This is a genomic window from Stenotrophomonas sp. WZN-1 (genome assembly GCF_002192255.1).
Classification (GTDB): domain Bacteria; phylum Pseudomonadota; class Gammaproteobacteria; order Xanthomonadales; family Xanthomonadaceae; genus Stenotrophomonas.
This window is the reverse complement of record NZ_CP021768.1, coordinates 1,381,872-1,398,017: the sequence shown is the minus strand read 5'-3', so window position 1 is coordinate 1,398,017 and position 16,146 is coordinate 1,381,872. Positions and strand designations below refer to the sequence as shown.

14 protein-coding genes are annotated in these 16,146 nt (G+C 67.0%); 7 read left to right on the top strand and 7 right to left on the bottom strand.

Translation table 11 applies throughout. The annotated features are described in order from the left end of the window. The first annotated feature begins 3 nt into the window (after positions 1-3). The 3 genes from CCR98_RS06490 to CCR98_RS06480 all read left to right on the top strand — a co-directional run bounded on the left by CCR98_RS06490 (position 4) and on the right by CCR98_RS06480 (position 3,663). Positions 4-1,482, top strand: a complete 1,479-nt coding sequence (locus CCR98_RS06490) for a DNA-3-methyladenine glycosylase 2 (RefSeq protein ID WP_087921959.1) — start codon at positions 4-6, stop codon at positions 1,480-1,482. Beyond that, positions 1,479-1,970 (top strand): methylated-DNA--[protein]-cysteine S-methyltransferase, encoded by a 492-nt coding sequence (locus CCR98_RS06485; protein WP_021202265.1) that lies wholly within the window; start codon positions 1,479-1,481, stop codon positions 1,968-1,970. The genes CCR98_RS06490 and CCR98_RS06485 overlap by 4 nt, the downstream gene beginning before the upstream one ends. Positions 1,971-2,400: 430 nt before the next feature. After that, the gene (locus CCR98_RS06480) at positions 2,401-3,663 is read left to right on the top strand and encodes an ectonucleotide pyrophosphatase/phosphodiesterase (RefSeq protein WP_087921958.1); all 1,263 of its coding nucleotides are present in this window, start codon (positions 2,401-2,403) and stop codon (positions 3,661-3,663) included. Between the two features lie 99 nt (positions 3,664-3,762). Here the strand turns inward: CCR98_RS06480 and CCR98_RS06475 are convergent, their stop codons facing one another. Then, positions 3,763-3,942 (bottom strand): 30S ribosomal protein THX, encoded by a 180-nt coding sequence (locus CCR98_RS06475; RefSeq protein WP_004150462.1) that lies wholly within the window; start codon positions 3,940-3,942, stop codon positions 3,763-3,765. 110 nt (positions 3,943-4,052) lie between these two features. Then, positions 4,053-4,466, bottom strand: a complete 414-nt coding sequence (locus CCR98_RS06470; RefSeq protein WP_008264835.1) for a MerC domain-containing protein — start codon at positions 4,464-4,466, stop codon at positions 4,053-4,055. Between the two features lie 135 nt (positions 4,467-4,601). Here CCR98_RS06470 and CCR98_RS06465 point away from each other — a divergent pair, with 135 nt between their 5' ends. The 4 genes from CCR98_RS06465 (at position 4,602) to CCR98_RS06450 (ending at position 10,412) form a co-directional block, all read left to right on the top strand. Beyond that, complete coding sequence (locus CCR98_RS06465; protein ID WP_087921957.1) at positions 4,602-6,809, top strand: TonB-dependent receptor; 2,208 nt, start codon at positions 4,602-4,604, stop codon at positions 6,807-6,809. A gap of 198 nt (positions 6,810-7,007) precedes the next feature. Beyond that, the gene (locus tag CCR98_RS06460; RefSeq protein ID WP_087921956.1) at positions 7,008-7,574 is read left to right on the top strand and encodes a TetR/AcrR family transcriptional regulator; all 567 of its coding nucleotides are present in this window, start codon (positions 7,008-7,010) and stop codon (positions 7,572-7,574) included. Then, positions 7,574-9,247: an MFS transporter gene (locus tag CCR98_RS06455; RefSeq protein WP_087921955.1), complete on the top strand. Its 1,674-nt coding sequence runs from the start codon at positions 7,574-7,576 to the stop codon at positions 9,245-9,247. Before CCR98_RS06460 ends, CCR98_RS06455 begins: the two co-directional genes overlap by 1 nt. Before the next feature lie 10 nt (positions 9,248-9,257). Then, positions 9,258-10,412 carry an HlyD family secretion protein gene (locus tag CCR98_RS06450; protein ID WP_087921954.1) on the top strand — a complete coding sequence of 385 codons (1,155 nt, stop codon included), beginning with the start codon at positions 9,258-9,260 and terminating at the stop codon, positions 10,410-10,412. A 93-nt stretch (positions 10,413-10,505) separates the two neighbouring features. Here the strand turns inward: CCR98_RS06450 and CCR98_RS06445 are convergent, their stop codons facing one another. From CCR98_RS06445 to creD, 5 genes are all read right to left on the bottom strand, one after another. After that, the gene (locus tag CCR98_RS06445; RefSeq protein WP_004150412.1) at positions 10,506-10,997 is read right to left on the bottom strand and encodes a Fur family transcriptional regulator; all 492 of its coding nucleotides are present in this window, start codon (positions 10,995-10,997) and stop codon (positions 10,506-10,508) included. 34 nt (positions 10,998-11,031) lie between these two features. After that, complete coding sequence (gene gltX / locus CCR98_RS06440) at positions 11,032-12,435, bottom strand: glutamate--tRNA ligase (RefSeq protein ID WP_087921953.1); 1,404 nt, start codon at positions 12,433-12,435, stop codon at positions 11,032-11,034. A gap of 153 nt (positions 12,436-12,588) precedes the next feature. Next, a complete protein-coding gene (locus tag CCR98_RS06435) occupies positions 12,589-14,181 on the bottom strand; it encodes a M20/M25/M40 family metallo-hydrolase (protein WP_087921952.1) in 1,593 nt (530 codons plus the stop codon). A gap of 202 nt (positions 14,182-14,383) precedes the next feature. Continuing rightward, positions 14,384-14,794, bottom strand: a complete 411-nt coding sequence (locus CCR98_RS06430) for a hypothetical protein (RefSeq protein ID WP_087921951.1) — start codon at positions 14,792-14,794, stop codon at positions 14,384-14,386. Positions 14,795-14,804: 10 nt separating this feature from the next. Beyond that, on the bottom strand, positions 14,805-16,124 hold the full coding sequence (gene creD / locus CCR98_RS06425) for a cell envelope integrity protein CreD (RefSeq protein ID WP_087921950.1): 1,320 nt from the start codon (positions 16,122-16,124) through the stop codon (positions 14,805-14,807). Between the last annotated feature and the right edge of the window lie 22 nt (positions 16,125-16,146).

Here is a 16,146-nt window from a genome sequence, read left to right as displayed (position 1 = left end):
GCCATGGACACCGCCCTCGCCCTCGACACCGCCGCCTGTGACCGCGCCCGCCTGGCCCGCGACGCACGCTTCGACGGCGTGTTCTTCACCGCCGTGCGCAGCACCGGCATCTATTGCCGCCCGGTGTGCCCCGCACCGCCCCCGAAGCCGCGCAACATCACCTATTACCCGACCGCCGCTGCCGCCGCCGCTGCCGGCTATCGCCCGTGCCTGCGCTGCCGCCCGGAGCTGGCACCACAGGCCCAGCAGGCACTGGCCGGGCAGACCGTGCAGCGCGCCCTGGCCCTGATCCACGGTGGCTTCCTGCAGGAGCAGCCGGTAGCCGATCTTGCAACGAAGCTTGGTCTCAGTGCGCGCCAGCTGCAGCGCCTGTTCGTCGAGCACCTGGGTGCGACACCCGGGCAGATCCATGCCACCCATCGCCTGCTGCTGGCCAAGCAGCTGCTGACCGAAACCACGCTGCCGGTGACCGACGTCGCGCTGGCCGCCGGCTACAACAGCCTGCGCCGTTTCAATACCGCGTTCCTGCAGGGCTGCGGCATGGCGCCCACCGCACTGCGCCGCCAGCATCAACCACTGGCCGCCGACGATGGCGGCCTGGTGCTGCGCCTGGGCTACCGTCCACCGCTGGACTTCCCGCGCATGCTGGCGTTCCTGCGCAAGCGCAGCCTGCCCGGCATCGAACTGATCGGCGAGGACAGCTACCAGCGCGTGCTGGGCACGCCGGAGCGCCCCACCTTGCTGCGCGTCACTGCGGACCCGAAGCGCCCGGAGCTGCGCCTGCAGCTGGGTGCGGTGGATCCGCGCCTGATCCCGGACATCGTGCGCCGCGTGCGTCGCGTGTTCGATCTGGATGCCGACCTGCAGCAGGTCCACGCGGCACTGGGTGAGGAACCCTTGCTGGCGCGCGGCATCACCGAGCGCCCCGGGCTGCGCGTGCCCGGTGGCTGGGATGGCTTCGAGGTCGGCGTGCGCGCGGTGCTCGGCCAGCAGGTCACAGTTGCCGCAGCCACCACCTTCGCGCGGCGGCTGGTCGATGCCTATGGCGCGCACCTGCCGGGCATGCCGTCCGACTTCGATCGCCAGTTCCCCGCGCCCGAGGTATTGGCCGAGGCGCCGCTGGAATCGATCGGCCTGCCGCGCAGCCGCGCCGCCACCGTGCGTGCATTGGCCACCGCCTGCGCCAACGGCCAGCTCGACTTCGGGCCCGGCCAGGCGCTGGAGGAGTTCGTTACCCGCTGCGTGGCACTGCCCGGCATCGGTCCGTGGACCGCGCAGTACATCGCCCTGCGTGGCCTCGGCCAGCCCGATGCCTTCCCGGCCGGCGATCTTGTGCTGCAGCAGGTCCTCGGCCACGCGCAGGGCCAGCGCCTGAGCGAGCGCGCGACCGAAGCGCGCTCGCAACCGTGGCGCCCATGGCGCGCCTATGCCGTACTGCACCTGTGGCACCTGTCCGGTACTTTCGTTGGAGAACCGACATGACCCTGTTGTTTGATCGTTTCGACAGCCCGATCGGCGTGTTGACCATTGCCGGCGACGAGCGTGGCCTTTCACATGTGCTGTTCCCGGAGAACCGTCACCCCGCACGCGGGCGCGATGACTGGCACTACGCACCGGATGCATTGCCGGAAGCGCGCGAGCAGCTGCTGCAGTTCCTGCACGGTGAACGCAGCAGCTTTGACCTTGTGCTGGCGCCACGTGGTACGCCGTTCCAGCTGCGGGTGTGGCAGGCGCTGGCGCTGATTCCGTTCGGCCAGACCTGGAGCTACCTGCAGTTGGCGCAGCATCTGGGACAACCCAGCGCAACCCGCGCGGTGGGCGCGGCCAATGGCCGCAACCCGTTGCCGATCATCCTGCCCTGCCACCGCGTGATCGGCAGCAACGGCGCGCTGACCGGCTTCGGTGGCGGCCTGGAAACCAAGGCCGCGCTGCTGCGGCTGGAACAACGCCAGGCCCCGCTGTTCGCCTGAGAGGGCTGGCCGGGCTGCGCCCGGCACCCGCAGAAGCAACGGCAGAGGCAACGGCCGAAACAGCAGCAATCCGTGGGGTCGCGTGGTGGGTCCGGTTGCGGGGGACGCCGTAAACCCGTCCTTGGGGGCTTGGCCGCGGCATCCATGCCGCGGACACCCCCGCAACCGGACCCACCCCGCCTTCGACAGGTTCCTGCGATCTGCCGGGACGGCGTACTGCGCGGCCGCTGATAGGTGTCGACCTTGGTCTACACGGTAGATCCACGCCAAGCGTGGATGGAAACATCAGGAATATGTCTGGTGAAAAGCCCCCTTCTTGTTGAAGGGGGCGCGCCGACAGGCGCGGGGACAAGGAAAAATGCGCGGACACGCTGCGCGCTTCTGCGCAGCGTGTCTCGGCTTGGTCATTGCAGCGGATTATCATGAGCAGATGACTTCCGTACGCCTGACCTGTTCGCTGGCGCTGCTGCTGCCATTGGCTGCCTGCACCACTACGCCCGCCCCTACCGCCTCCGTTCCCGGTTCCGTCGCTGCAACTGCACCGCCGAAGCTGCTGCTGATCTCCATCGACGGCCTGCGCGCCGACGCGCTCGACCGCGCGCTGACCCCGAACCTGCAGCGGATGATCGACGGCGGCGTGCGCGCCCGCTGGATGACGCCGTCCTATCCGTCGCTGACCTTCCCCAACCACTACACCATCGTCACCGGCCTGCGCCCGGACCACCACGGCATCGTCAACAACAGCATGGACGATGAAGCACTGGGCCGGTTCGAGCTGAGCAACCGCGAAGCGGTCACCACCAGTGGCTGGTGGGGCGGCGAACCGATCTGGGTCGGTGCTGAGAACGCCGGTGTGCGTTCGGCCACCACGTCATGGCCGGGCAGCGAATCGGAAATCCGTGGCGTACGCCCCAGCCAGTGGCGCGTCTACGACGGCAAGGAACCGCTTGAGCAGCGCGCCGGCATCGTGCTCGATTGGCTTGCACAGACCGACGCCGATGCACCCCGCCTCACCACCCTGTACATGGAACACGTGGACAAGGCTGGCCACAATTACGGCCCCGAATCGAAGCAGTATGCCGAGGCCATCGTGCGCGCCGACCAGATCGTCGGCCAGGTGCTCGATGGGCTGCAGCAGCGCGGCCTGGCCGAGACAACCAACGTGATCGTGGTCTCTGACCATGGCATGGCCAGCGTCCCGGTCGGCCAGGTGATCTCCACCGAATCGATGGTTGCCCCGGCCATCGCGCGCAATGTCAGCCAGGGCCAGTCGGTGGGCTTCGCGCCGGTGGCCGGTCGTGAGGCGGAGGCCGAACGTGCCCTGCTGGGTCGTCACGCGCACTACGAGTGCTGGAAGAAAGAGAATCTGCCGCCGCGCCTGCACTACGGCACCCACCCGCGCATTCCCGCCATTGTCTGCATGATGGATGAAGGCTGGGATGCGCTGCACCAGGAAAAGATCGCCAAGCGCGAGCACAAGCGCGAGCATCAGGATCGTGGCTCGCATGGCTACGATAACGTGTTGCCTTCCATGCGCGCGGTGTTCGTGGCCAGCGGCCCGTCGTTCCGCCCGGGCCTGGTCATCGACGGCTTCGACAATGTCGACGTCTACCCGCTGCTGGCCCACCTGCTGCAGGTGCCGGCCGCGCCGAACGACGGCAATGCGGAGACCCTGAAGAACACGCTGCGATGATTCGTTTGTGGAGCCGGGCTCCTGCTCAGCTCGCCGGACAGGCATAAAAAAACGCGGCGCCAGGCGCCGCGTTTTCCTTGGACCGGTCGGTCGGCCGGATCAGGCCTTGGCGACGGCCTTCTTCGCCACAGCCTTCTTCGCCGGAGCCTTGGCCACGGTCTTCTTGGCAACCGGGGCGGCGGCGCCTACGGCGACCTTGCTCGCGGTGTGCGAACGGGCGTTGCCGTAGCTGGCGTTGTAGCGCTTGCCCTTGGCGGTCTTGCGGTCACCCTTACCCATGTCTTCAACTCCTCAAGTGTGAAATCTGGTTACCCCGTACTGACACGGGTTCGGCGGGGCCGCCTTGCTGGGCGCCCCCGCGCACGATCGGAAATCCTATCACGGCGTGCCTAGTGCGCGCAGCTTGCGTCGTGCACGTGGCCGTGGTTGAGGCGCAGGTTGACCAGGTGGGCAACGCCCACCAGCAGGCCGCCGATGGTCATCACCACCGCATGTGGCACCGCATTGTGGTGCAGCGGGTCGTACAGCACGCCGGCCCACAGCGCGACCAGGCCGGGGATCAGGAAGCCGAGCGCGCGCAGCGCACCGTGGCGGCGATAGCCCCAGACCAGGCTGAACAGCCCGAGCAGGGTCACGAACACCACCAGCGCCTGTTCCACGCCATCGCTCAGCCAGAACGACAGGCCCAGCGACGGTGCCGCCGCCAGTAGCACGGGGATCACCGCGCAGTGCACGGCGCACAGCATCGAACCAGTGGCACCGAAACGGTCGAGCAGGTGGCGCAGGCGTGAGGACAGGGACATGACTTCCAGCAGGGTCGGCGAATCGTTATGGAATAATATAACATCCCTCTCCGACCCGCACGGTTTCCCTCCCCCTGTCCCATCGACGGGATTCGTGCGCCCTGCGATTGATACATTGTAACAAAGGACCTGCCCATGCCCGCCCACTCCCCTCGGCTCAAGCCGCATTCCCTGGCCTTGGCCCTCGCCGCCCTGCTGCCGTCCGTCGCCTTTGCAGCCGGCCAGGACACCTCCCACCGTGACCGCCACCTGACCGAGCTGTCGTCGGTGCAGGTCACCGCGTCGCCGCTGCAGGGCGATGCCGAATCCCTGGCGCGCCCGGTGGACGTGCTGGCCGGTGAGCGCCTGGACGAGCAGAAGGCCGGCACCCTCGGCGACACCGTGGCCAAGCTGCCCGGCGTGCAGAGCACCTACTTCGGCCCCGGCGTCGGCCGCCCGATCATCCGCGGCCAGGAAGGCCCGCGCGTGGCCGTGCTGTCCAACGGCATGGGCAACATGGACGCTTCCACGGTCAGCGCAGACCATGCCACCAGCATCGAGCCGTTCCTGGCCGACCAGATCGAAGTGCTGAAGGGACCGGCTACGCTGCTGTTCGGCAGCGGCGCCATCGGTGGTGCGGTCAATGTGGTCGATGGCCGCATCGCGCGCGAACTGCCGGCGCGCCCGCTCAGCGGCCGCGCCGAGCTGCGTGGCAATTCGGTGAACAACGAACGCAGCGGCATGTTCCGCCTCGACGGCGTCAGCGGCAATGTCGTGCTGCACGTGGATGGCCTGGTGCGCAATGGCGACGACTACCGCATTCCCGGCTACGCGGTGATCGACAGTCTTGAAGACCACCACGACGATCACGACCATGACCACGCGGGCGAGGAAGGCGAAGAGCCGCGCCGCGGCCGCCTGGACAACAGTTCGATCCGCACCCGCGCCGGCGGCGTCGGCGCAACGTGGCTGGGCGACGGCGGCTACTTCGGTGTGTCGGCCAGCACCTACCGCACCAACTACGGCATTCCCAATGGCGCGCACGTGCACGCCGATGGTGATGATCATGGCCATGACCACGGCCACGACCATGGTGATGAAGAGGAAGGCGGCGACGAGCATGACGTGCGCATCGACATGGTGCAGAACCGCTTCGAGACCAAGGCCGGTATCTACAACCCGGTCTCGTTCCTGAAGAACATCAACGCACGTGTGGCCTACACCGACTACGAGCACGTGGAGCTGGAGGCCGGCACGCCGTCCACCCGCTTCACCAACCGTGGCATCGAAGCGCGCCTGGAAGCCGTGCAGCAGCAGATCGGCGGCTGGGACGGCGCCTTCGGCCTGCAGTTCGGCAACAGTGATTTCGGTGCCAAGGGCGAAGAGGCGTTCGTACCGGATACCGGCACGAAGAACATCGGCCTGTTCGTGCTGCAGGAAAAGCAGTTCGGCCCGTTCAAGCTGGAACTGGGCGGCCGCCACGACCAGGTCAAGCTGGACCCGACCGGTGACTACCGCCGCCGCACCTTCGGCGCCACCAACCTGTCTGCCGCCGGCATCTGGAAGCTCAACGATGCCGTTGACCTGCGCATCGGCGTGGACAGCTCCGAGCGTGCACCGACCAACGAAGAGCTTTACGCCGCTGGCGCGCACATCGCCACCCGCTCGCTGGAAATCGGCGACGCCAACCTGAAGACCGAGCGCGGCCAGCGCATCGAGCTTGGCATCCACACCCACAGTGATCGCCTGGACTTCTCCGCGTCGGTCTACCAGACCAAGTTCAAGGACTTCATCTACCTGGCCGACACCGGCGTCACCGAGGGCCTGCCGGTTCGTGCGTGGACCCAGCAGGACGCCGTGTTCCGCGGCGCCGAAGCCGAAGCGCTGGTACACCTGTTCGAGGGTGGCGCCGGTGATTGGGACCTGCGCCTGTTCGGCGACTACGTGAAGGCCAAGCTGGATGGCAGCGGCAGCCGCGACCTGGACATCGCCGTGCCGCATGGCGACCACAACCACAACTACAGCGTGGAGCTGGCCAATACCGGCTACCTGCCGCGCATCGCTCCGGCCCGCGTCGGCGCCGACCTGCGCTGGTCGAAGGACGGCTGGCGCGCCTCGGTCGGTGCGGTGCGTTACAGCCGCCAGAAGGACGTCGCCCAGAACGAGGAGCCGAGCAACGGCTACACCCTGGTCGACGCGCACCTGGCCTACCGCTGGGACCGCAACACGAGCAACAGCTACGAAGTTTTCCTGGATGGCAGCAACCTGACCAACCGCGAAGTGCGCCCGCATACCTCGCTGCTGCGCGACTACTCACCGCTGCCGGGACGCGGTGTCGCATTCGGCATCCGCGCGTTCTTCTGATCGAGTCATGAGGGGTCGGATTCCTTTCCGAAGGAAAGGGATCCCCTCCCGCACCATCCACGGGGGCCTTCGGGCCCCCGTTGTCGTTTTGGCCGACCCCATCACGCATCCGTCACAAAGATGTGCGTACGACAACAACCGGACAATCCCGTCACTCAAAGTCTCGTCAATCGGACACTTTTGTCCGAAAATAATTCCATGACCGCTCAACGTGCCGATGCTGCTGCCCGCCGTGCCCTCATCCTCGACGCCGCCGATCATGTCTTCGGCCAACACGGCGTTACCGCTCCGCTGGACCTGGTGGTCGAACGCGCCCAGGTGGGCCGTGCCACCCTGTACCGCAACTTCCCCGACCGCACCGCGCTGATCCAGGCGCTGTTGCAACGCACGGTCGACCGCATCCGGCGCCAGGTTGAACAGCTCGGCGACCGCGACGATGCCCTGTTCGAAGTGTTCGAGGGCATGGCCCAGCGCATCATCGATTCGCCGGCGCTGGCCGATTACTGGCGTGCAGTCGATTCGGACGTGCCGGCCATGCGCACCGCACGCGAAACCGTGCGCGACCTGCTGGAAGCGCCGATCGCCCGTGCCAAGGCCGCCGGCCTGTGCCGGGCCGACCTGGAGAAGACGGATATTTCACTGATCTCGGGCATGCTGGGCGCCGCCCTGCGCGGCAAGACCCGCGACGAGCGCGCCTACCTGGCCGGGCGCGCCCTGCAGCTGCTGCGCGGCGGTCTCCAGGGAGCAACCAGCGAGGCCCGCTGATGGTCCAGCCGTATCTGAAGCCGGTTCCGGATTGGGAGGAGCACGAAAAGCCGACCATGCCCGGTTCGGCATCGATGCCCTGGCATCCGCCCTATCGACGCGTGGCCTATGCTCTGGTGTCGCTGCTGGTAGCGATCACCGGCGGCCTCGGCAATGCGCTGGTCACCGCCAACCTGCCGTTCCTGCAGGGCCAGCTGGCACTGACCCCGACCCAGGGCAGCTGGCTGGTGGCGGCGTATGCGATGGTGAATGTCACCGCCAACCTGCTGGCCTTCAAGTTCCGCCAGCAGTATGGCATCCGCCTGTTCGCCGAGATCGGCCTGGGCCTGTACGCGGCGCTGGCGGTGCTGCACCTGTTCGTCGGCAGCTTCGAGACCACGATGCTGACCCGTGCTGCCAGCGGCTTTGCTGGCGCGGCCTGTTCAACGCTGGGCACGCTGTACATGCTGCAGGCGCTGCCACGGCGGTTCACCGGCAACCTGCTGGTGATCGGTGTCGGCCTGTCGCAGCTGGCGGTGCCGATTGCCTGGATCGTGTCCCCGGGCCTGGTCGATACCGGCCAGTGGCACCAGCTGTACTCATTCGAAGCCGGCCTGGCCCTGTGCGCGTTCGCGGCGGTGGTGGTGCTGAAGCTGCCGCCGGGCATCCAGGTGAAGGCCTTCGAGCCATTGGATTTCCTAACCTTTGCACTGCTTGCGCCGGCGGTCGCGCTGCTGGTGATCGTGCTGGCGCAGGGCTATACGCGCTGGTGGCTCAATACACCGTGGCTGGGCTGGGCACTGGTCGCCTCGATCGTGCTGTCCACCACCGCCTTCATCATCGAGCACTACCGGCGCAATCCGCTGCTTCAGATCCGCTGGCTGTCGAAGCTGCCGGTGCTGCACTTCATCGTCGGCGCGTTCCTGATCCGCTTCCTCACCACCGAGCAGTCCTATGGCGTGGTCAACCTGATGCGCACACTGGGCATGGGGCCTGACCAGATGCGGCCGTTGTTCGTGGTGATCCTCGCGGGCGTGGTCACCGGCATCGCCGGTGCCTCGCTGACCTTCGGCCCGAAGCGGTTGATCGCCCAGCTGCTGATGGCAATCCTGCTGCTCGGCGCTGCCGCCTTCTTCGACCAGCACCGCACAAGCATGGACCGGCCGCACGACTTCTATGTCAGCCAGTTCCTGGCGTCTGTCGGCGCCGGCATGTTCATGGGCCCCTTGATCATGCTCGGCATTTCCGCCGCGCTGAAGCAGGGCGTGGATCACATGATCACCTTCCTGGTGACGCTGTCGATCACGCAGACGCTGGGCGGCCTGGCCGGCTCGGCGGTGCTGGGCACCTTCCAGCTGCATCGCGAGCAGTTGTACTCCAGTGCATTGACCAGCCAGCTCGACCCGGCCGACCCGGTGGTGGCACAACGCCTGCGTATCCAGCAGCAGCTCTACAGTGCACAGATCACCGACCCGGTGCTGCGCAGCGCGCAAGGCAGCGCGCAGCTGGCGCAGACCGCGCGCCGCGAAGCCAACGTGCGCGGCTTCAATGATGTGTTCACGCTGAGCGGTTGGCTGGCGATCGGCTTCCTGTGCTGGCTGCTGCTGCTGTCACTGCGCACCGCCGTGCTCAAGCAATGGCGCAAGCGCCATCCCGCCCTCCCCACTGCGGCCGCGCCGGCCGCGTCCCGTTGAGTCCACCCGCATGCCTCCCGTTCCGCCCCGCCCCGACGACACCGACAACGTGACCCCACCGCCGCCAACCGACGCGGCGCCCGCGCCCACGCCCGTTGAACCGGCGGTCGCGCCGAAGTACCTCAAGCCCAGCGCGCGCAGCGTGGTAGTGATGGTGGTGGTCGCCCTGCTGGGTATCGCGCTGATCCTGCGCGCCTGGCACCTGTGGCCGTTCACCAGCAGCGTGATGGTGACCGACAACGCCTATGTGCGCGGCCAGATCACGGTGATGGCGCCGCAGGTGAACGGCTACGTGACCGAAGTGCTGGTGAAGGACTTCCAGCATGTGAAGCAGGGCGAGCCGCTGCTACGCATCGATGACCGCATCTATGCCCAGCGTGTCGCCCAAGCGCAGGCGACGCTGGACAGCGCACGCGCGGCCCTGGCCAACTCCGACCAGTCGCAGGCGCAGAACCGTGCGCAGATCGCCTCGGCGCGCGCCACGCTGTCGGCCGGCCAGGCCGAGCTGCAGCGCTCGCGCAACGAGACCAAGCGCTACGAGGAGCTGGCCGCGCAGCAGTTGGTATCGGTCAACGACCGCGACAAGTTCCGCACTACCCAGGCCTCGGCACAGGCCAGCGTGCAGCAGTCGCAGGCGCAGATCCGCATCGCCGAGGAAACGCTGGTGTCGACCCAGGTGGCACGCAAGAGCCTGGAAGCCCAGGTGGAGAGCGCACAGGCACAGCTGGAACTGGCACGCATCGACCTGGCCAACACGGTGATTCATGCGCCGCGCGACGGCCAGATCAGCGAAGCCAGCGTGCGCGTGGGCCAGTACGTCGCCGCCGGTTCGCAGCTGCTGTTCCTGGTACCTGACTCGCTGTGGGTGGTAGCCAACTACAAGGAAGGCCAGACCTGGGGCATGGCGATCGGCCAGCCGGCCACGTTCTCGGTGGACGCGTTCCAGGGGCAGGTGCTGCGGGGCCGCGTGCAGGAGATCGCCCCAGCCACCGGGTCGGAATTCAGCGTGCTGCGCCCGGACAATGCCAGCGGCAACTTCACCAAGGTGGTGCAGCGGCTACCGGTGCGGATATCGATCAATGAAGGCCAGAAGCTGGCCGCGCAGCTGCGGCCCGGCATGTCGGTGATCGTGCGGGTGGATACCGCGAGCAAGCCGATGGACTAGCCTTGTGATGAAACGGGGTCAGATCCCGTTGCCAATGGCAAAGGGATCTGACCCCGCTCCTCATGCCGGCTAGCAGCCGGCACTACCGTTCCGTTACCCGGCGCAGCGCGCGCAGAGGCCGTGTACTTCCAGGGTCTGCGCCTGCGGCTGGAAGCCGAGTTCCTTGGCGCGCTTCTCCAGCTGGGTGACGATCTCGCGATCTTCCAGTTCCACCGCGCTGTGGCAGCTGTTGCAGATCAGGAACGGCACCGAATGCGCGGCGCTGCTGGGATGGTGGCAGGCCACGAAGGCATTGACCGACTCCAGCTTGTGCACGAAGCCATTGGCCATCAGGAAGTCCAGCGCGCGGTACACGGTGGGCGGGGCATCAGCGCCCACGCCCTTGCCGTTGCGAACCCATTCCAGCAGCTCGTAGGCCTTGACCGGTTTGCCGGCCTCGGCGATCAGCTTCAGCACATTGGCGCGGATCGGGGTCAGGCGCAGCCCGCGTTCGCGCGAGACACGCTCGACCACCGCCACGAAATCCGATGCGTCGTGGACGTGGTGGTGCGGGGCGGTACAGGCAGTGGCGGTCTTGGCGGGCATGCGTGTTCTCCGGTTCGGGCCTGGCAAGGATGCCTCAGGCCGTTGCTACCTTGGTGATGGCCACATCAATGCGTTTCAAGGCCTGCTCGCGGCCGGCCAGGTAAACGGTATGGGAAATGTCAGGACTGACCTGGGTGCCGGTGATGGCCACGCGCAGCGGCTGGGCCACCTTGCCCATGCCGATGTCCAGCGCGGCGGCCGCGTCGTGCAGGGCGACGCCCACCGACTCGGCCGTCCATTCCGGCAGGGCGGCCAGCAGCTCGCGGGCCTTGCCCAGCGCCACTTCGGCACCGGCCTTGAAGTACTTGGCCACCGCTGCTTCGTCGTACTCGGTCAGCGGCTGGTACCAGACCACCGCCTTCTCGGCCATTTCCTTCAGGGTCTGCACGCGTTCACGCAGGGCGACCACCACGTCCTCCGGGGCGGGGCCGGCGGCCACGTCCAGGCCCAGCTTCTGCAGCTGGTAGACCAGGTGCGGCACGATCGCGGCCACGTCCTCGGTCTTCAGGAAGTGCTGGTTGACCCAGCCCAGCTTGGCCATGTCCAGGCGCGAGGCCTTGGAGTTGCAGTCCTTCACGTCGAACAGGTCGATCAGCTCCTGGCGGCTGAACAGCTCCTGGTCGCCGTGCGACCAGCCGAGGCGGGCCAGGTAGCTCAGCAGCGCGTCGGGCAGGTAGCCGGCGTCCTTGTACTGCATCACATCGGCCGCACCGGTGCGCTTGGACAGCTTGGCGCCCTGCTCGTCCAGGATCATCGGCATGTGGCCGAACTTCGGCACCGGAGCGCCGATTCCTTCGTACAGGTTGATCTGGCGCGGGGTGTTGTTGATGTGGTCGTCGCCGCGGATGACCTCGGTGATGCCCATGTCCCAGTCGTCGACCACCACCGCGAAGTTGTAGGTGGGGTAGCCGTCCGGGCGGAAGATGACCATGTCATCCAGCTCGCTGTTGGCGATCTCGATGCGGCCCTTGATCAGGTCGTCGAACACCACCGTGCCTTCCAGCGGGTTCTTGAAGCGGATGACGCGGTTCGGGTCGTCCTTGTACGGCAGGCCCAGTTCGCGCGCAGCGCCGTTGTAACGCGGCTTTTCCTGCCTGGCCATGGCGGCCTCGCGCATCGCGTCCAGCTCTTCGCGGGTTTCGTAGGCGTAGTAGGCCTTGCCGTCGGCAATCAGCTGCTCGGCCACTTCCTGGTAACGGGCGACGCGGTCGGTCTGGTAGATCGGGCCTTCGTCGTAGTCCAGGCCCAGCCATTCCATTGCCTCCAGGATGGCGTCGATCGCGCCCTGGGTGCTGCGTTCACGGTCGGTGTCCTCGATGCGCAGCACGAACTCACCGCCACGGTGGCGGGCCTCCAGCCAGCAGTACAGCGCGGTGCGGGCACCACCGATGTGCAGGTAGCCGGTGGGACTGGGGGCGAAGCGGGTGCGGCAGGTCATGGACGGCTCGAGGAACGGGAATCCCCCGATTTTACCAGCCCACCGCCCCCTACGGAAAAAGGGGACGGAGGGGATTAAGTCGCGATTGCCCAGCCGCTGGGCCTGCAACGGGAAACGGAGGGGAGATACGACTTAATTCCCTCCGTCCCCTTTTTACGGTTCTACCTTGCGCGGGAAGGGCTGCTCGCGCATCGCGGCGTTGTAGGCGAACGAGGCGACGATGGCCGCGGCCTGCTTCAGGTCTTCCGGTTCGGCGTGGTCCCAGGTGTCCAGGTGGCTGTGGTGGACATTGGTGAAGTAGTCCAGCCGGTCCTGGATGAACTGGAAGCCCGGCAGGCCGATGCGGTCGAAGCTGATGTGGTCGGTGCTGCCGGTGTTGCGGGTGGCCACGGTGGTGGCGCCGACGTCATGGAACGGCGCCAGCCAGGCCTCGAAGATCGGCATCGCCGCCAGGTTTTCCTGAGCGTAGATGCCACGGAAGCGGCCCGAGCCGTTGTCCATGTTGAAGTAGACCTGGAACTTGCTGTAATCGCGGGTCTTCTGCAGCGCGCCGGTCGGTTCGCGCAGCGACGCCGGCAGCGCCTTCTGCGCCGCGTCGGTGGGCTCCGGGAACCGGCCGAAGTGCTTGGCCACATAGGCCTGCGAGCCGATCAGGCCCTGCTCCTCGCCGCTCCACAGCGCCACGCGGATGGTGCGTTTGGGCCTGGCGCCGGTGGCCTTGAGGATGCGCATCGCCTCCATCATCACCGCCACGCCGGCGGCATTGTCGGCCGCACCGGTACCGCTGTGCCAGGAATCCAGGTGCGCACCGATCATCACCACTTCATCGGGCTTGCTGCTGCCGCGGATCTCGGCCAGCGTGTTGTAGCCCGGCTGGTCGGCTTCATCGGTGAAGCGCGCGGCCACATCCACGCGCAGGCGCACGCTCTGCTTGGCCTCCAGCGCGCGCACCAGCGGATTGAAGTGTTCGCTGATCATCGCCAGCTCGGGGATGCCCACCGACTCACCGGCCTTGCGCGAACCACCACCGGCAACCCGGATGATGCCGTTGTCCCAGCTGCTGATGCTGATCGACGCCAACGCGCCCTCTTCGACGAAGAACGCATTGACCTTGGCCGCCAGCTGCTGGCGTTCCTGGTACTCCTTGACCCGCTTGGCACGCTCGGCGGTGGCGTCCTTGTCCTTCGGCAGGGTGAACTCCTGCAGGCCTTCCAGCGAGGTGGCGTCGTGCCGATGCGAATCCGCCTCGGTGCCGCGCTTGTACTCGCGCGCCTCGCCGAGCAGCAGGATCTTGCCGCGCAGCTTGCCGCGGTACTTCTCGATGTCTTCGGGCTTCTTGATCTCGACCTGCACCAGTTCGCCTTCAACCGGGCCCTGGGTGCCAGGCGTCCACGCCTTCGGCAATGCGTGCAGCGGCTGCACACGGTCACCCAGCATTTCCACGCTGGCCGAGGTGAACTCCCAGCCACGACCGAAGTCATCGAAGGCTTCGTCGTGGACGTTGTCCAGCTTCCATTCGTTGAACTTGCCACGCGTCCACGCATTGGCGCGGCCCATCGCCGGCGAGTTGGTCAGGCGCGGGCCGATGCGTTCGGTGAGATAACTGAAGGTATCCATCACCTGCGAACGATGGAAGGCCTCCTGGCGGATGCGGCTGACCATGTCCAGGTCCACCGTTTCGCGCTGCTGCGCCGCTGCATTGCCACCCATCGCCAGCGCTACGGCCAGCACACCCCACTTCAACACATCGCACCCCTGCCTTTCGGCTCAATCATCAACCCATCGAGTCTAGCCAGCAGGGGCGCGCCGATACCGTCCCATCGGTCATGGGCGGCGCGGAGGCGTGCGAACCAAGGTTCGCACCCACGGGTGACGGGTGGATTCGCCCCCATCAAAGGGCTGGGATTCCCACCCGTAGATCCACGCCATGCGTGGATGAACAGCCGAATCACCCATTCCAGCCCAGCCACAGCTGCGCCCGCTCCGGCAGCAGCAGCAACCAGTGCCGCCGGTCGATGCTGCTGCAGCCGTACACCGCCGCATGTGCCGGCCAGTCATCGGGCAGGCCACCGATACCGATTTCGCCCAGTGCCTCCGCGCCGGCTTTCCATGGCCGGTAGCGCGGCACCTTCCCGGCCAGCGCACCGCGTCCCTGCCGCGCGCCCTGCAACCAGTCCAGCCCCTTGCCCTGCAATCCCTCGCAGGTCACCGCAGCCAGCTGGAAGCGGACCAGGCCGGGGGCGATCCGTGCCCCCGGCAGGGCCGCCAGCACGCCATGTGCCTGCAGCAGTGCATCCACTTCCAGCAGGGCCGGAATGCCCTGCCGTGCCCGTTGCCGCAATCCCTGGCGCCAGCTCATGGCATGCTCCTTACTTCAGTTCCGCGCCCAGCGCGTACCAGTCCACCCGTCGGGTCACCCACATCGCCAGCGCCAGGATCACGAACAGCAGCAGCGAACCCATCAGCAGCGCGTTGTTCTCCGACACAAGCAGGCCATACAGCGCGCCGTACAGCACGGTCAGCAGCGCAGCGAAACCGAGGCCGCGTTTCCAATGGCCCAGCACGTTGGCCAGGTACACCGCCTGCAGACCGATACAGGCCACGGCCGAGACCAGGTAGGCCTTCCAGAACGCGATGTGCTCGGACAGGCTGATCAGCAGCAAAAAGAAGATCGCCAGTGCGAGACCAACCATCAGGTACTGCAGCGGATGGATGCGCAGCGACTTGATCAGTTCGAACAGGATGAAGCCGACGAAGGTCAGCACCACGAACAACACGCCATACTTCGAGGCACGGTCGGCCTGGGTATAGGTATCGACCGGATCGACCAGCGACACCGTCACCGCCTGCGAATCGATCGGCCCCTCGCTGCGCAGCTGGCGCTGTGCGTCGGAGGCCAGCGAGGACACGGCCCAGCGTGCATCGAAGCCCTGTGCATCGACGCGGCGCTCATTGGGCAGGAAGGCGCCGCTGAACGACGGGTGCGGCCAGCTCGAACGCAGTGCGATGCGGGTGTCATCGCCTACTGGCACCACCGACAGCATGCGGCTGCCGTCCAGGCGCAGCTCCAGTTCAACGGTGCTGGCAGCCAGCGTGCCGCCCTGTTCCGCAGCGAAACCGGCCACCGGCGCATGCAGGCCTCGCCCCACCTCGCTGGCCGCACCAACGCCCGGCAGCAAGCGCAGCTGCTTGCCATCCACGCGCAGGTTCGGCGTACCGACCAGGCCACGCACATCGGACACACCCACCGCCACATACGGCTGGCCGTAACTGCGGCCGGACTTCACCGGATAGTCGTCTGCGGCGAAGGTCGCCTTCATCTGCCCGTTCCAGCTGTATACCGGCACCTTGAACAAGCCGACTTCGCGCTGGCTCGGCAGCATCTCGCCGCCCACCTCCAGCGACGCCGGCATCTGCAGCCAGTGGCCCTCGGTGACCTGCACCTCGGTCTTCTTGACGCCCAGCGGGTCGACCAGTTCAACTTCCTTGCGTTCCACCCACGGCACCACCCGTACCGGGCCCACCAGCTGCTGCGTGCCGGCACGGCTGTCGGCCACCCGGGCAAAGGCCTCGTCGCGGTACTGGCTGCGCTCGGTGATGACCCCGCGGATCATCATCAGCGGCACCAGCAGCAACAGGATCAGCCCGCCGACAATGGCGAACCGCAGCAGCATCTTCAGGGATTTCATGGTCCATCCTCGTTGGAGAGGG

Coding starts and splice junctions, on each gene's coding strand:
- CCR98_RS06490 (WP_087921959.1), top strand. CDS start 4: ATGGACACCGCCCTCGCCCTCGACACCGCCGCCTGTGACCGCGCCCGC.
- CCR98_RS06485 (WP_021202265.1), top strand. CDS start 1,479: ATGACCCTGTTGTTTGATCGTTTCGACAGCCCGATCGGCGTGTTGACC.
- CCR98_RS06480 (WP_087921958.1), top strand. CDS start 2,401: ATGACTTCCGTACGCCTGACCTGTTCGCTGGCGCTGCTGCTGCCATTG.
- CCR98_RS06475 (WP_004150462.1), bottom strand. CDS start 3,942: ATGGGTAAGGGTGACCGCAAGACCGCCAAGGGCAAGCGCTACAACGCC.
- CCR98_RS06470 (WP_008264835.1), bottom strand. CDS start 4,466: ATGTCCCTGTCCTCACGCCTGCGCCACCTGCTCGACCGTTTCGGTGCC.
- CCR98_RS06465 (WP_087921957.1), top strand. CDS start 4,602: ATGCCCGCCCACTCCCCTCGGCTCAAGCCGCATTCCCTGGCCTTGGCC.
- CCR98_RS06460 (WP_087921956.1), top strand. CDS start 7,008: ATGACCGCTCAACGTGCCGATGCTGCTGCCCGCCGTGCCCTCATCCTC.
- CCR98_RS06455 (WP_087921955.1), top strand. CDS start 7,574: ATGGTCCAGCCGTATCTGAAGCCGGTTCCGGATTGGGAGGAGCACGAA.
- CCR98_RS06450 (WP_087921954.1), top strand. CDS start 9,258: ATGCCTCCCGTTCCGCCCCGCCCCGACGACACCGACAACGTGACCCCA.
- CCR98_RS06445 (WP_004150412.1), bottom strand. CDS start 10,997: ATGCCCGCCAAGACCGCCACTGCCTGTACCGCCCCGCACCACCACGTC.
- gltX (WP_087921953.1), bottom strand. CDS start 12,435: ATGACCTGCCGCACCCGCTTCGCCCCCAGTCCCACCGGCTACCTGCAC.
- CCR98_RS06430 (WP_087921951.1), bottom strand. CDS start 14,794: ATGAGCTGGCGCCAGGGATTGCGGCAACGGGCACGGCAGGGCATTCCG.
- creD (WP_087921950.1), bottom strand. CDS start 16,124: ATGAAATCCCTGAAGATGCTGCTGCGGTTCGCCATTGTCGGCGGGCTG.